The sequence below is a fragment of the Streptomyces sp. NPDC024632 genome, assembly GCF_055559175.1.
Genome location: NZ_JBVHLD010000002.1, coordinates 425058 through 438429, shown reverse-complemented (window position 1 = coordinate 438429; position 13372 = coordinate 425058). Strand labels below are relative to the sequence as shown.

General features: G+C 74.5%; 12 protein-coding genes and 1 pseudogene. 8 read left to right on the top strand and 5 right to left on the bottom strand.

Annotation, left to right across the window (positions count from 1 at the left end; all coding sequences use genetic code 11):
- The first annotated feature begins 1 nt into the window (after window position 1).
- The 3 genes from ACZ37P_RS05260 to ACZ37P_RS05250 all read left to right on the top strand — a co-directional run bounded on the left by ACZ37P_RS05260 (window position 2) and on the right by ACZ37P_RS05250 (window position 1692).
- Window positions 2-712: a copper homeostasis protein CutC gene (locus tag ACZ37P_RS05260; RefSeq protein ID WP_391162496.1), complete on the top strand. Its 711-nt coding sequence runs from the start codon at window positions 2-4 to the stop codon at window positions 710-712.
- A gap of 103 nt (window positions 713-815) precedes the next feature.
- Window positions 816-1235 carry a helix-turn-helix transcriptional regulator gene (locus ACZ37P_RS05255; protein WP_355338040.1) on the top strand — a complete coding sequence of 140 codons (420 nt, stop codon included), beginning with the start codon at window positions 816-818 and terminating at the stop codon, window positions 1233-1235.
- A gap of 52 nt (window positions 1236-1287) precedes the next feature.
- Complete coding sequence (locus tag ACZ37P_RS05250; protein ID WP_188285367.1) at window positions 1288-1692, top strand: VOC family protein; 405 nt, start codon at window positions 1288-1290, stop codon at window positions 1690-1692.
- Window positions 1693-1735: 43 nt separating this feature from the next.
- On the opposite strand, the gene ACZ37P_RS05245 is transcribed toward ACZ37P_RS05250, so the two are convergent.
- The gene (locus ACZ37P_RS05245) at window positions 1736-3850 is read right to left on the bottom strand and encodes a HelD family protein (RefSeq protein WP_401309987.1); all 2115 of its coding nucleotides are present in this window, start codon (window positions 3848-3850) and stop codon (window positions 1736-1738) included.
- A gap of 394 nt (window positions 3851-4244) precedes the next feature.
- Here ACZ37P_RS05245 and ACZ37P_RS05240 point away from each other — a divergent pair, with 394 nt between their 5' ends.
- The 3 genes from ACZ37P_RS05240 to ACZ37P_RS05230 are packed head-to-tail and all read left to right on the top strand — an operon-like array spanning window position 4245 to window position 6324.
- Window positions 4245-4415, top strand: coding sequence for a hypothetical protein (locus tag ACZ37P_RS05240; protein WP_391162493.1), 171 nt, complete (start codon window positions 4245-4247; stop codon window positions 4413-4415).
- Between the two features lie 59 nt (window positions 4416-4474).
- Window positions 4475-5851 carry a glycosyltransferase 87 family protein gene (locus ACZ37P_RS05235; RefSeq protein ID WP_467344945.1) on the top strand — a complete coding sequence of 459 codons (1377 nt, stop codon included), beginning with the start codon at window positions 4475-4477 and terminating at the stop codon, window positions 5849-5851.
- Window positions 5848-6324, top strand: coding sequence for a hypothetical protein (locus ACZ37P_RS05230; RefSeq protein ID WP_401309993.1), 477 nt, complete (start codon window positions 5848-5850; stop codon window positions 6322-6324). Before ACZ37P_RS05235 ends, ACZ37P_RS05230 begins: the two co-directional genes overlap by 4 nt.
- Before the next feature lie 82 nt (window positions 6325-6406).
- Here ACZ37P_RS05230 and ACZ37P_RS05225 read toward each other — a convergent pair whose 3' ends face one another.
- From ACZ37P_RS05225 to ACZ37P_RS05215, 3 genes are all read right to left on the bottom strand, one after another.
- Window positions 6407-6994, bottom strand: a complete 588-nt coding sequence (locus ACZ37P_RS05225; protein WP_467344944.1) for a hypothetical protein — start codon at window positions 6992-6994, stop codon at window positions 6407-6409.
- A 110-nt stretch (window positions 6995-7104) separates the two neighbouring features.
- Complete coding sequence (locus tag ACZ37P_RS05220) at window positions 7105-8751, bottom strand: DNA repair helicase XPB (protein WP_355337392.1); 1647 nt, start codon at window positions 8749-8751, stop codon at window positions 7105-7107.
- A gap of 172 nt (window positions 8752-8923) precedes the next feature.
- Window positions 8924-9439: a hypothetical protein gene (locus ACZ37P_RS05215; RefSeq protein WP_467345243.1), complete on the bottom strand. Its 516-nt coding sequence runs from the start codon at window positions 9437-9439 to the stop codon at window positions 8924-8926.
- 136 nt (window positions 9440-9575) lie between these two features.
- Here ACZ37P_RS05215 and ACZ37P_RS05210 point away from each other — a divergent pair.
- A pseudogene (locus ACZ37P_RS05210) lies at window positions 9576-9695 on the top strand (LPXTG cell wall anchor domain-containing protein); the annotation flags it as partial.
- Window positions 9696-9812: 117 nt separating this feature from the next.
- Window positions 9813-10868 (top strand): VanZ family protein, encoded by a 1056-nt coding sequence (locus ACZ37P_RS05205; RefSeq protein ID WP_467344943.1) that lies wholly within the window; start codon window positions 9813-9815, stop codon window positions 10866-10868.
- Here ACZ37P_RS05205 and ACZ37P_RS05200 read toward each other — a convergent pair.
- Window positions 10831-13359, bottom strand: a complete 2529-nt coding sequence (locus tag ACZ37P_RS05200) for a helicase-associated domain-containing protein (RefSeq protein WP_467344942.1) — start codon at window positions 13357-13359, stop codon at window positions 10831-10833. The two genes, ACZ37P_RS05205 and ACZ37P_RS05200, sit on opposite strands and share 38 nt — an antisense overlap.
- Window positions 13360-13372: the final 13 nt, after the last annotated feature.

Genomic DNA, 13372 nt, shown 5'->3' with positions numbered 1-13372 from the left:
TATGTCTAGACCAATCTTCGAGGTGATCGCCCTCGGCGCGGACGATGCCGTAGCGGCCCGGGACGGCGGCGCGGACCGCCTCGAACTGGTCACCGACATGGCCGCGGACGGGCTCACCCCCTCCCGCGCCACCTTCGGGGCGATCAGGGCGGCCGTCGACATCCCGCTGCGCGTCATGCTGCGGCTGTCCGACGGATTCAGCGCCGGTGACGCGCGGGACCTCGACGCCCTGTGCGCCGCCGCGCAGTCCTTGCGGTCCGAGGGCGCCGACGAGTTCGTCCTCGGCTTCCTCGACGACGGCGGGCGCGCCGACCTCGACGCCGTGCACGCGCTGGTCGACGTCATCGACGGCTGCCGCTGGACCTTCCACCGGGCCATCGACCGCGCCGCCGACCGCGACGCGCTCCGCCTCCAGCTCGCCGGGCTGCCGGGCCTCGACACGTACCTCACCGCGGGCGCCGCGGACGGCGTGCCCGCCGGGCTCCCGGTGCTCTGCGACGAGGCCGCGCGCAGCGGCGAGCCGGGGTACGAACCCCAGCTCCTCGTCGGCGGCGGCCTGCTCCTGGAGCATGTGCCGCACCTGCGCGGCGCCGGGCTCGACGGCTTCCACGTCGGCGGCGCCGTGCGCCCCGCGGGCTGGGCCTCCCCGGTCGACGTCCGCGCGGTCGCCCGCTGGCGCGCCGCCCTGGACACCCCGGTCCCGGTCTCCTGAGGCCGGGCGGTACGGCCGTCGCGCCGCCCCGGACGGTCCCGCCGGGCCGGGGCGCGTACCGGCGGTTGTCGTACCCCCGCGCCACAATGGAGCCATGAGCGTCATGGACCTGGGCGAGCTGCGGCTTCTTCGGCGTGCCCGCGACCGTATGGACCGCGAGTACGCCCAGCCGCTCGACGTCCCGGCCCTGGCCCGGACCGCGCTGATGTCGACCGGCCACTTCAGCCGCCAGTTCCGCGCGGCGTACGGCGAGACCCCGTACTCCTACCTCATGACCCGCCGCATCGAGCGCGCCACCGCCCTCCTGCGGCGCGGCGACGTCAGCGTCACCGACGCCTGCTTCGCCGTCGGGTGCACCAGCCTCGGCTCCTTCTCCGCCCGCTTCACCCAGATCGTCGGCGAGACCCCCAGCGCCTACCGCGCCCGCGACCACAGCGACTTGGAGGTCGTCCCCGGCTGCCAGGTCATGCTGGTGACCCGCCCCCGCAAGACGGGCGGCGCCGCCGCGCGCTCGCCGCTGTGAGCCCGCGCCCGTCGCCTCCGATATCGGCCGGACAGCCCCTAGCATCGGCCGTATGACCGTTTCCATCAGTGCCGTGCACGTCTTCGTCGACGATCCCGACGCCGCCCTCGTCTTCTACCGGGACACCCTCGGTCTCACCGTGCGCAATGAGGTCGAGCACGACGGCTTCCGGTGGATCACGCTGACGACCAAGAGCCAGCCGGAGATCCAGATCGTGCTGTCGCAGCCGCACGCGGGGCGGTCGAAGGAGGACGGGGACACGCTGGCGGCGCTGCTGGCCAAGGGGGAACTGCGGCCGCTGCACTTCCGCAGCGACGACCTCGACGCGACGTTCGAGGCCGTCGCGGGGGCGGCGGGGGCCGAGGTGCTCCAGGAGCCCGCCAGCCAGCCGTGGGGGGTGCGGGACGGCGCCGTACGGGATCCGGCGGGCAACTTCTTCCGCATCGAGCAGGCGTAGCGCGCAGCGGCGCGCCAGCCAGACGAGACCTTGCGGACGCGGCCTAGGCCGGGGCCAGGGCCTCGGGGAGCGGCGCGGTGTGCAGCACCGCGAGGCCGGAGACGGCGCGGGTGAGGCAGACGTACAGGCGTCGCAGGCCGGTGCGGACGTCGGGCTCGGCGGCCACGATGTCCGCGGGCTCGTCGAGCACGACGTAGTCGTACTCCAGGCCCTTGGCCAGGGACGCGGGCACCAGCGTGACGCGGGCCTCGGCGGAGGTCTCCTCACCGGGCGAGACGTACTGGATTCCGGCGGCCTCAAGTGCGGTGGCCAGTACGGGAATCCGCGGGTCGGCGGCGATCAGGCCGACGGACCCCTCGTGCCGGAGCGCCGTGTCGCAGGCCGCGAGCACGGCCGCGTCCAGCGCGCCGGCGGCGACGGCCCGTACCGACATCGTGCCGGCCGCCTCACGGACGGACGTGGCGGGCGCGAGGCCCGGCGCGATCTGCGGCAGCAGCCGCGTGGCGTACGCGATCACCTCGCGCGGCACACGGAAACCGGCCGTCAACTCCTCGACGCGGGCGTCCGGTTTGCCGAGATGGCCCAGCGCCTCGGCCCACGAGCCGGTGGCCCAGGGCGTGGTGCCCTGCGCGAGGTCGCCGAGCACGGTCGCGGACCCGGTCGAGCAGCGCCGCCCCACCGCGCGGTACTGCATCGGCGACAGGTCCTGCGCCTCGTCCAGCACGACATGCCCGAGCGACGACGTCCGCTGCACGAGGTCGTACGCCTCGTCGATCAACACCGCGTCGGCGGCTGACCACTTGGCCGACGCGAGCCCCCGCGCGGGCTTCGCCCACAGGATCGTCCGCTGCTCCTCGGCGTCCAGCACCCCGTCCGCCGCCTCGGCCAGGAACTCCGGGTCCGACAGCAGCCGCAGCACCGTCTTGGCCGGATCGACCGCGGGCCAGCACGCCTTGACGGCCGCCTTCACGGCGGGAGTTCGCGCCACCGCGTCCTGCACGCGGTCGTCCGGCGCCTCGCCCGAGCGCTCCATCTGTACGAGGACGACGTGCGCGATCCGCTGCGGCAGCGCGTCGTGCGCGGCGCCGTACCGGATGTCGCGGGCCGCCAACTCCTTGACGATCTCCTCCAGTTCGTACGCCGGGACCCGCCAGCGCCGCGAGCCGCGCACCACCATCACCGGCTCGGTGGGCATCCGGATGCCGGACCGCACCGCCCGTCGCAGCACCTCCGCCATCCGCGCGTCGCCCTTGACCGTGGCCGCCGCCGCCGAGTCGGTGCCGCGCACCTCGACATGGGCCACCAGGTCGTCCACGGTGGCCTGCTTGACCTGCAACTCGCCCAGCGCGGGCAGCACTTGCTCGATGTACTGGAGGAAGGACCGGTTCGGCCCGATCACCAGCGTGCCGGTCCGCGCCAGCCGCTCGCGGTGCGCGTAGAGCAGATACGCGACCCGGTGCAGGCCGACGGCGGTCTTCCCGGTGCCGGGCGCGCCCTGCACGCAGACGCTCCCGGTGATGTCGGCGCGGACGATCTCGTCCTGCTCGGGCTGGATGGTGGCGACGATGTCGCGCATGGGGCCGACGCGGGGCCGTTCGATCTCGCTCTGGAGCAGCTTGCTCGACGTCCCCGGATCCGCCGCGCCCTCCGGCGGGTCGGTGAGGTACTCGTCCTCGTACGCGGTCAGGTCCCCGCCGGTGTAGCCGAACCTGCGGCGCAGCCGTACGTCCATCGGCTTGCGGCGCGACGCCTGGTAGAAGGGCTGCGAGACCGGCGCGCGCCAGTCGATCACCATCGGGTCGCCGTCCGCGTCGTGCACATGGCGGCGGCCGATGTAGAACTGCTCGCCGGTCGCGCCCTCGGCCAGTTCCGTGCCGGGCGCGTGCAGGTAGTCCAGGCGGCCGAAGAAGAGCGGGGTGTCGGCGAGGTCGGAGAGCGCCTTGATGCGGTCGTCGATCTCGGCGGCGAGGATCTTGGCGTTGACCCAGTTTCCCGTCACGTCCGCGATGTCGAGCGACTCCACGTCGTGCCGCATGGCGCGCAGCGCGGTACGGGACGAGGCGAGGTGGGAGCGTTCCCTGCCGAGCGGGTCGGGGGAGTGGTCGGTGCGGTCCTGCGGGCTGGGGCTGCTGCCCTGGGTCGGGACGTGCGAGGGCACGGCTTTGCCTCCGGCTGATACGAGTGCGTACGCGAGGGGTCGTCGGCGAGGCGACGAGCCGACCGGTTTCCGTCCGGCCGGCGGCACTCCCGTGGGGAGGCGGCAAGACCGGCGATCATACGCGTCCGCGCGGGGAGCCGCGAATGAATTTCACCCCCCGTTCGACCTGCGGTCGGGCGGGGCGGGGACGCGGCGCGGGCGGGGCTTTGGCGGGGTGCGGGCGGCGCGGCGGCGCGGGGGATCGGGGCCCGGGGGAGCCGCAGGTCGTAGGGCCTCAGGGGTGACCCTGATACCCGGGTCAGGGTCCGGTGTCAGACCAGAGTCGGACACGGAGCGTGCGAGTTAAGCCCTGAGCCCGACGTAGGCCGTATGCCTGATTTCGTACGGTGGATTCATGACCACCACCACCGTTGCCCCAGGTCCCACCGTCCACGGCGGCACCGCTCTCGGTGCCCGCCCCGATCACCCCCGCCACCTGCTGGGAAGCACGCTGCGCGCGGTCCGTGTCTTCGCCGTCACGGCCGTCGAAGTGGTGCTGCTCGGCAACGAGGGCAAGCGCCACTGAGCGGCGGCCCCGCGCCGCGTTGACGATCACCTGCGGGCAGGTCCACTACTGTCGCCGCGGTGACCGCTCCCGCGCTCGGCCCGGCGCCCCCCGCCGACCGTCCCGCCGACCCTCGCCGTCCCCGTAGCGCCCGCTGTCCCGGCACCACCGCGCTGGCGCTCGCCGCGCTCGCGCTCTCCCTCGCCCTCTTCGCTGCCTGGTGGCTCCGCCGCCCGGTCCCGATGGCCGACCTTCAGGTCTACCGCGCCGAAGGCGCCGCCGTCCTGGGCGGCCGGGACCTGTACGGATTCCGCGTCACACGCTGGCGGCTGCCCGCCACGTATCCGCCCTTCGCGGCCCTGCTCTTCACCCCGGTCGCCCGGCTCCCGCTGTCGGCCGCCCGCGCGGCCTGCGTCGCCGCCAATCTGGCCCTGCTGGCCGCCCTCGTCCGCCTCTCCCTGCGGCTGGCCGCGGACACCGGGACCGCCGCCGCCGACGCCGTACGGTCCCGGCGGTACGCGGCGCCCGTCCTGCTCGGCACCGCGGGCGCGCTCTGGCTCGAACCCGTCTTCCAGACGGTGGTCTTCGGGCAGATCAACCTCGCCGTCGCCGTCCTCGTCCTGTGGGACCTCACCCGCCCCGAGGGCGCGCGCGGCAAGGGGTTCGCGCTGGGCCTCGCGGCGGGCGTCAAGATCACGCCCGCGCTGCTGGCCGTGCACCTCGCGCTCACCGGCCGCCGCCGGGAGGCGGCCCGCGCCGCCGCCGGATTCGCCGCGAGCGCGGCGCTCGGGCTCGCCGTCCTGCCCGGCGCCTCGCTGGACTTCTGGACCGCCCGGCTCTACGAGACCGACCGGGTCGGCGAGGTCTGGATCGTCGACAACCAGTCCCTCCAGGGTCTGCTCGCCCGCGTCCTGCACACCCCGGCCCCCGGCCTGCTCTGGGCCGCGTCCGCCCTGGTCACCGCCGCCGCGGGACTCGCCGTCGCCGCCCGCGCCCACCGCGGCGGCCGGCCCGCGCTCGGCCTGCTCTGCGCGGCCGTCACCGCGCTGCTGGTCTCGCCGGTGAGCTGGTCCCACCACTGGGTCTGGTGCGTGCCCCTCCTGGCGTTCCTGGCCACGCGCCTGTCCGCGGAGGGCCCAGGCCCAGGCAGCGGGCCCGGTCCCGGCCCCGGCTCCCGTACGGCACGGTCGCGCGGCCCGCGCGCCGCCGTCCTGCTCGGCCGCCGCGCCGCGCTCCTCGGGTGCGCCGCCGTCTTCTACGGCCGCAGCATGTGGCTCGTGCCGCACCAGGGCGACCGCGACCTGCACTTCTCCTGGTGGGAACAGCCCCTCGCCGCCCCCTACCCCCTGCTCGGCCTCGCCCTGCTGGCCGGCATCGCCCTGAGTACCCGCCCACGCCGACCTGAGTACGACGCCGGATCCGGCCCGGCCGTCCGGTCCGTTGAATGGATGACATGACCAACAGCCGCCCGTACGTCCCGCAGGACCCGTACGGCCCGCCGCAGCCGCACGAGTGGCAGCACGGCGCGGGCGCCCGTCCGCAGGTCCGGCAGAGCCCCGCCTACGGCCCCGCCCCCGTCATGCCTCCCTTCGTGCCCCGCTTCAGGCCGCCGGACCACGACAGCCACGCCTACGTCGCCCCGCTGATCGCCACCGTCCTCGGCGGCCCGGTCATCGCCTTCTGCGGCCTGATCGCGATGTTCTCCCCGATGGCGACGGACTCCTGCACGCCGAACGGCTGCCAGGCGCTGACCACCATGCTCCTGGCTGCCCCCGCCGTCCTCCTGCTCGCCGTCGTCGCGCTCGTCGTGTCCTGGGCCCTCCCCTGGCGCCTGCGCCACCGCACGACCCGCGCCGTCGCCTCCCTCGCCGCCCCGCTCCTCGCCGTCACCACCCTCCTGATCTACTTCCACCTCCCCGCCGCCGGCTGAGCCCCGTCGTCATGACACCGGGCCCGCACGGCAGCGGTCAGCGGCGGCAGTCGCTGCCGCGGACTCCCGCCTCCGCCTGGATCTACGGCGGCGGCCACCGGACTCCGCTTGCCGCCAAGCGGTTCCGATGCCGCGCGAGTCTGAGCCGCGCGATGCCGAGCCCGATCAGGTACACGGCGAAGAAAGCCAGCCATACGCCCGCGCCGACGAGGACGTGACGCACGGTGTATCCGGGAAAGAAGAGGACGACCGCTATGACGACGAGCAGCACCAGGATGTTCTTCCGCACCCGTCGGCCGTAGCGCAGGCACGCGTCGACGACCATCCGCGAATGGATCAGGCGCACGTCACCCGCCGCCGACTTCGCGGGCCGCAGTCCGCGTCCCTCGACCATCCCCGGCAGCGGACCGCCCCCGGCCGGGTCGGGATACCGGGCCGCGGTCCGCGCGGCGAGATCCCCCGACTCCGGGCTCCCCCGGAAGGTCATCAGCGGCTGGTTCATCGAACGGCTGCCGGGCGCCGGGCCCGCGTACCGGTAGCCGAACTGCTCGGCCACATAGGCGTAGGCGGCGAGTTTCCTCAGGCCCGGAGAGGTGAGCCGCACCTCGTACTGGTCGCGTCCGGTGGCGACGGCGTCCCTCAGCGCGGTGAGCGCAGTCCCGTGTGGCATGAAGCGCTGCTCACCGCCCTCTCCCCGGTCGTCGGACGCCGTGCCCGCGCATACGGAGATCCCCTTCGTGGCCTTGGAGATCGGAAACGGCCCAGGAGATCGGAAACGGTCTAGGCCGTCTCGCCTTCCAGGAGGCCGTCGGCGTCGATGATGCGATAGGCGTAGCCCTGTTCGGCGAGGAAGCGCTGGCGGTGGGCGGCGAAGTCCTGGTCGATGGTGTCGCGGGCGACGACGGAGTAGAAGCGGGCCTCGTGGCCGTCGGCCTTGGGGCGCAGGACGCGGCCGAGGCGCTGGGCCTCCTCCTGGCGGGAGCCGAAGGTGCCGGAGACCTGGATGGCGACGGTGGCCTCGGGGAGGTCGATGGAGAAGTTGGCGACCTTGGAGACGACCAGGACGGAGATCTCGCCGTTGCGGAAGGCGCCGAAGAGCTTCTCGCGCTGGGCGTTGGTGGTCTCGCCCTTGATGACGGGGGCGTTGAGGTGCTCGCCCAACTCGTCGAGCTGGTCGATGTACTGGCCGATGACGAGGGTCTGCTGCCCCTTGTGCTGGGCGACCAGGGCCTCGGTGACGCGCCGCTTGGTGGCGGTCGTGGCGCAGTAGCGGTACTTCTCCTCGGGCTCGGCGGTCGCGTAGGCGAGCCGCTCGGAGTCGGTGAGGTTGACGCGGACCTCGACGCAGTCGGCGGGCGCGATGTAGCCCTGCGCCTCGATCTCCTTCCAGGGCGCGTCGAACCGCTTCGGGCCGATGAGGGAGAAGACGTCGGACTCGCGGCCGTCCTCGCGCACCAGCGTCGCGGTCAGGCCGAGCCGCCGCCGCGCCTGGAGGTCGGCGGTGAACTTGAAGACCGGCGCGGGCAGCAGGTGCACCTCGTCGTAGAGGATCAGGCCCCAGTCGCGGGAGTCGAACAGCTCCAGGTGCGCGTAGACGCCCTTCCGCTTGGTCGTCAGCACCTGGTACGTGGCGATGGTGACCGGCCGGATCTCCTTGCGGGTGCCGCTGTACTCGCCGATCTCCTCCTCGGTCAGCGACGTCCGCTTGATCAGCTCGCTCTTCCACTGCCGCGCCGAGACGGTGTTCGTCACCAGGATCAGCGTGGTCGCCTTGGCCTCGGCCATCGCGCCCGCGCCGACCAGCGTCTTGCCCGCGCCGCAGGGCAGCACGACGACACCGGAGCCGCCGTGCCAGAAGTTCTCCACGGCCTGCCGTTGGTACGGCCGCAGCGCCCAGCCGGTCTCGTCCAGCTCGATCGGGTGCGCCTCGCCGTCCACGTAACCGGCGAAGTCCTCGGCGGGCCAGCCGAGCTTGAGCAGCACCTGCTTGATCTGGCCGCGCTCGGAGGGGTGCACCAGCACCGTGTCCGGGTCGATCCGGGCGCCCACCAGCGGCTGGATCTTCTTCGAGCGCAGGATCTCCTCGAGGACCGGGCGGTCGGTGCTGGTCAGCACCAGGCCGTGGGTGGGGTGCTTGCTCAGCCGCAGCCGCCCGTAGCGGTCCATCGTCTCGGCCACGTCGACCAGCAGCGCGTGCGGCACCGGATAGCGCGAGTACTCGACCAGCGCGTCCACCACCTGCTCGGCGTCGTGGCCCGCCGCCCGCGCGTTCCACAGGCCGAGCGGGGTCAGCCGGTAGGTGTGGATGTGCTCGGGGGCGCGCTCCAGCTCCGCGAAGGGCGCGATGGCCCGGCGGCAGGCGTCCGCCTGCTCGTGATCGACCTCCAGGAGGAGCGTTTTGTCGCTCTGCACGATGAGACAGGACACGCATTACCTCCGCTGACGGGACCGAACAGAGAATTGTACTGCGAATGGCGGTCAAGACCGCGTGTCGCGGTTCACCCCGATGGCGGCCAACCCTGCGCGCAACCGTTCGCCATCCGAGCGAAGCTGCGCCGATCGCGTACGTGGCGACCGGCGCGTCGCACCCGACCTGCTGTTATCTGCCCGCTATGGACAACCCACTGTCTCCTCCCCCCGCGCTTCCCCCCGCAGACCCGCGTGAGCGGGGGAAGCTGCGGGCCGTAGCGGCCTCCACAGCCGTCGTCGGCGCCGCGGTCATGGCCGCGGCCGGGCTGCTGCTCCCCGGTTCGGCGGCCGGCGCGGCCCCGAGCCCGGCGGACGGGCCCTCGTACAGCGATACGGGATGGTCGTCCGCCCCCGACACCGGGTGGCCGTCGCCCAGCGAGAGCACGTCGTGCCCGCCGACGACCCCGCCGTACTCGTCACCGCCCACGACGCCTCCCACGACGCCTCCGACCTCGCCTCCCACGTCCCCGCCCACCACGCCGCCGACGACGGGCTGGACGACGCCTCCGACGACCCCGACGACCTCGCCGCCCACCTCGCCTCCGACCACGCCCCCCACGACCCCGCCCACGACGGGCTGGACGACGCCGCCCACCTCGCCTCCGACCACGCCTCCCACGACGCCCCCGACCTCCCCGCCGACCACGCCCCCCACCTCACCTCCGACGACACCCCCCACGACGCCCCCCACCACTCCGCCCACGACGGGCTGGACGACGCCCCCGACCTCCCCGCCCACGTCACCCCCGACCTCCCCGCCCACGTCCCCTCCGACCTCGCCCCCCGGACACCTCCCGCACACCGGTGCGGAGACCGAGTGGCTGGCCGTCGCGGCGGCCGGAGCGCTGGGAGCGGGCGGGCTGCTCGTCGCGGCGACGCGCCGCAGGGGCCGCCACGGCTGAAGTCCCCTGCCGCCCAAGGAGATCGGCCGTCCGAGTCGTCGTGTGCGGACGGCGTACGGCGGCCGGTCGCGGGTATGCGCCGCCATGACGGTGCCTATCCGAGGGGGGCAAGGGTTCATGGCGGTGAGGATGGCGCTGTTCCGCACGGCGCCGAAGGAACCGAAGGACGGGCCGAAGGCGAAGGCGCCGAAGGCCACGGCGGACCCGGCCCCCACGGCGAAGTCCGCGGCCAAGCCCGCACGCACCCCCGTACGCAAGGCCGCCCAGCCGCGTACCAACGCCCAGGCCAGGACCCGTCAGAAGGCACCGGCGAAAGCACCCGCGAAGACGGCAGCGACGGCACGGACGACGGCTCGGGACACGGCGCCCGCCCGGACCTGGCCCTGGACGAAGGCCGCGCCCCCGGCCGCCGAGGCCGGTCCGAAGGCGACCCCGGAGCCCGAGCCGAGGCCCACGCTGAAGTCCAGGTTCGGGCCGAAGCCCAAGGCCGCGCCCGTCATCGAGCCCGAGCCGGTCGAGGAGCCGTACGTCCCCCTGCTGCAACGCCGTTCGTGGGGCGCGACGCTCGCCCGCGTGGTGGTGCTCGCGGCGGCGATCGTCGGGATGGTGGCCTTCGCGGTGGCGCTGGCGAAGGTCACGCTGGTGCCGTCACCGGCCTCCGTCTCGCTGATCCACTCCAATCTGCATCCGGGTCACTCGATCAGGGCCTACCTCAACGGGCCGAGCACGCGCGACGCGGTGAAGCAGATCGGCGGGAACATCCTGCTCGGCGTGCCCTTCGGAATCCTGCTGCCGATGCTGTTCCCGAAGGCGCGCGGCCTGCTCAGGGTGGGCGTGCTGACCGGTCTGGTGATGCTGACGGTGGAGACCACCCAGGGCGTCATCATCGTGGGCCGGTCCTTCGACATCGACGACGTCATCCTCAACACCGCGGGCGCCCTCATCGGCTACCTGCTGCTGGGCCTGCGCCTCGGCCGCGCCCTCTACCCGCGCCGCCACCACTGGTGGCAGCGCAGGCGTCCGGACAGCGGACCGCGCCAGGACGGGCGCCGCGATGTCCGGCGGGGCCTACGGCAGGAAGGGATCGCGCGGCCGGAAGGGATCGCGCGGCCGGAAGGGACCGTGCGGGCGCGCGTCAGGCCGGGTCGTCGGCCAGCTCCGAAACGCCCGTGACCCGGTGCAGCGCGAAGGTGCGCACCTCGTCCACGGTGTGGTCGTACGCCGTCACATAGCCGCCCTCGACCCGTACCGGCGCGATCACCCGCTGACTCGCCGCGCCGTCCGCGTTGACGTAACCGATCCACAGCGACTCGCCGCTCAGCACCGCCGCCTGCATGGTGGCGAGCGTGTCGGCGGCTGGCGTACGGGGCAGGCCGCCGTCCGCGCTCCCGGCGGCGGCCGAGGACACCGCGGAGTCCGGCGAGCGGCGCACGGCGGTCGAGGCGCGGTCGCCCGCGCGGACCGCCTTCACCGCGGCCCCCAGCAGCGCCCCCGCGGGCACCGGCGGCCCGTCCGTGACGGGCGTGGGCGGCGTACGCGGCGGGGTGCGGCGGGCGTCGGCGCGGGTGATCAGCACATCGCCGTCCGCGGACTCGGCGGCGGGCGCCAGGCCCATCGCGCGCAATTTGTCGAGCAGCACGGCCGGTTCGGACTGGGCCGCGAGCACCGTCGGCGCCAGGCGGCGCAGCCCGAGGCCCGACGCGCGCCGGTCGGCGAGCAGTTCGGTCAGCAGCGCGTCGTCGTCGCAGCGCAGATACGCCGACGCGGCCCCCACCCGCAGCGTGCCGTGCCTGCGCGCCACGTCGTCGATCAGGTAACTCAGCGGCTGCGGCACCGGCGTGCGCGAGTGCGAGGTCAGGAAGTCCTGGAGCTCCGCCGCCGTGCGCCCGGCGTCCAGGGCGCGCCGTACCGACTCCGGTGTGAAGCGGTAGACCGTCGCGCCGCCCTTGGACTCGATGTCGGCCAGCACCCCGAGCGTCTCGGCGAGCGGCGCCATCAGCGGCCCTGGCGCGACCGCCGTCAGGTCGGCCTGGAGCAGCACGTGGTCCAGCGGCTCGGGCAGCAGCGGCGCGAGCATCCCGGCCGCGGCACCGGCCGCCGCTGCGGACTCCGCCGCCGTGCGGGTCCCCGCGCCGCCCAGCAGCGGCCTGGCGTGCGCGGCGAGCGCCCCGCGCCCGGTCAGGCCCAGATTCTCGGCGTCCTGGAGCGTCCAGCGCAGCAGGTCGGCGCGGAGCGCGTCCGCGCCGGGCCGCAGCGGCCGTTCCCAGCGCAGCCGGGCCAGCAATTCGTCGGGGGCCGCCGCCGAGCCCGGCGGCAGATCGGCGAGGACGCGCAGCGCGCGGCGGCGCACCCGGGGCGCGAGCGACCGGTCGAGGTCGGGGCCGAGCGCCGACAGCGCGCGGCCCTTGGCGTCCTTGCTGCCGACCACGCCCGGCGTCCGCGTCGCCGTCAGCCAGGCGGCGGCCAGCGTCGCCCACCGCTCCTGCGCGGGCAGCAGCAGCCACTCGTCGGCCGCGGGCGTCGGCGCGTACGCCTCGTCCAGCTCGCCGTCCGTCGCGATCAGCCCGGCCGCGTAGGCCAGCTCCAGCCAGAAGGCGGCCTGCGCCTCGGTCAGGTCGAGCGCGGTCGCGGTCCGCTTGAGGTCGCGGACGCTGATGCCGCCCGCGCGCAGGACCGAAGGACCGCCGGTCTGCCACTCCTTCAGCAGCTCGCCGACCGTGCTGACGGCCGTGAACGCCTGCCCCGCCGCCGTCATGTCCACGGTCCGCTCGGTACGCGGCACCGGCGCGACGGCGGGCGGCAGCGGCTCCGGGGTACGGTGCGCCCGGCCGCCGCGCAGGCTCAGCGCGGCCTCGCGCGGCAGCAGCACATTGTGCTGGCCCGCGGGCAGCAGCAGGCCGCGGGCGAGCAGCCACTGCACGGGCGTCACCGCGTCCGCGGCCCGCACCGGCACGGTCGCGTCCCGTACCTCGCCGTACGGCGGCCCCCACACCAGCCGGTCGAGCACCTTGCGCGCGTCCCCGTCCGGCGCGGTGTCCAGCAGCGCCGCCGTGCGGTCGCGGTCCGCGAAGAGTCCGGCCAGCGCGGTGACCGCGCTCATCGGGTCGTGCGTCGGATCGAGCCCGGCGTCCGCCAGGATCTCCTGGAGCCGGGAGGGCGACATGCCCGAGGTCGCCTCGCTCACCGAGGGCCCGAGGCCGGTCGCGGACGGCACGGTGGCGGCGGGCGCCAGCACGTCCCGCGCGGTGCGCACCAGCCGCAGCCGGTCGTCGGGACCCCACAGCAGCGCCCGCGCCCGCAGGACGTCCACGGCGCGCGGCAGCGCGGCGGTCACCGCGGCCACCAGCTCCGCGTCCAGCGGCTCCGCGTGGCCGGTGCCCTCGGGGCCGCCCGTCATCAGCATGAGCAGCGTCCCGTACGAGCACGGGTCCCGCGTCACCGACAGGGCCTCGGCGACCTGCTGCGTGAAGCGGTCCAGGTGCTCCAGCGCGCGGACCACCGACGTACGGGTGGAGGCGCGGGTCGCGAGCTGCGTCAGGTCGTTCGGTACGGGGCTCAGCAGGTCCGGCCGGGCGCGCAGCAGCCGCCCCAGCGCCTCGTCGTCACGTGCGCGCAGGTCCTCCGCGAGCGTGCGCGGGACAGATCCTTGCCCTCCGGTCGTCATCCGTTCCACATTA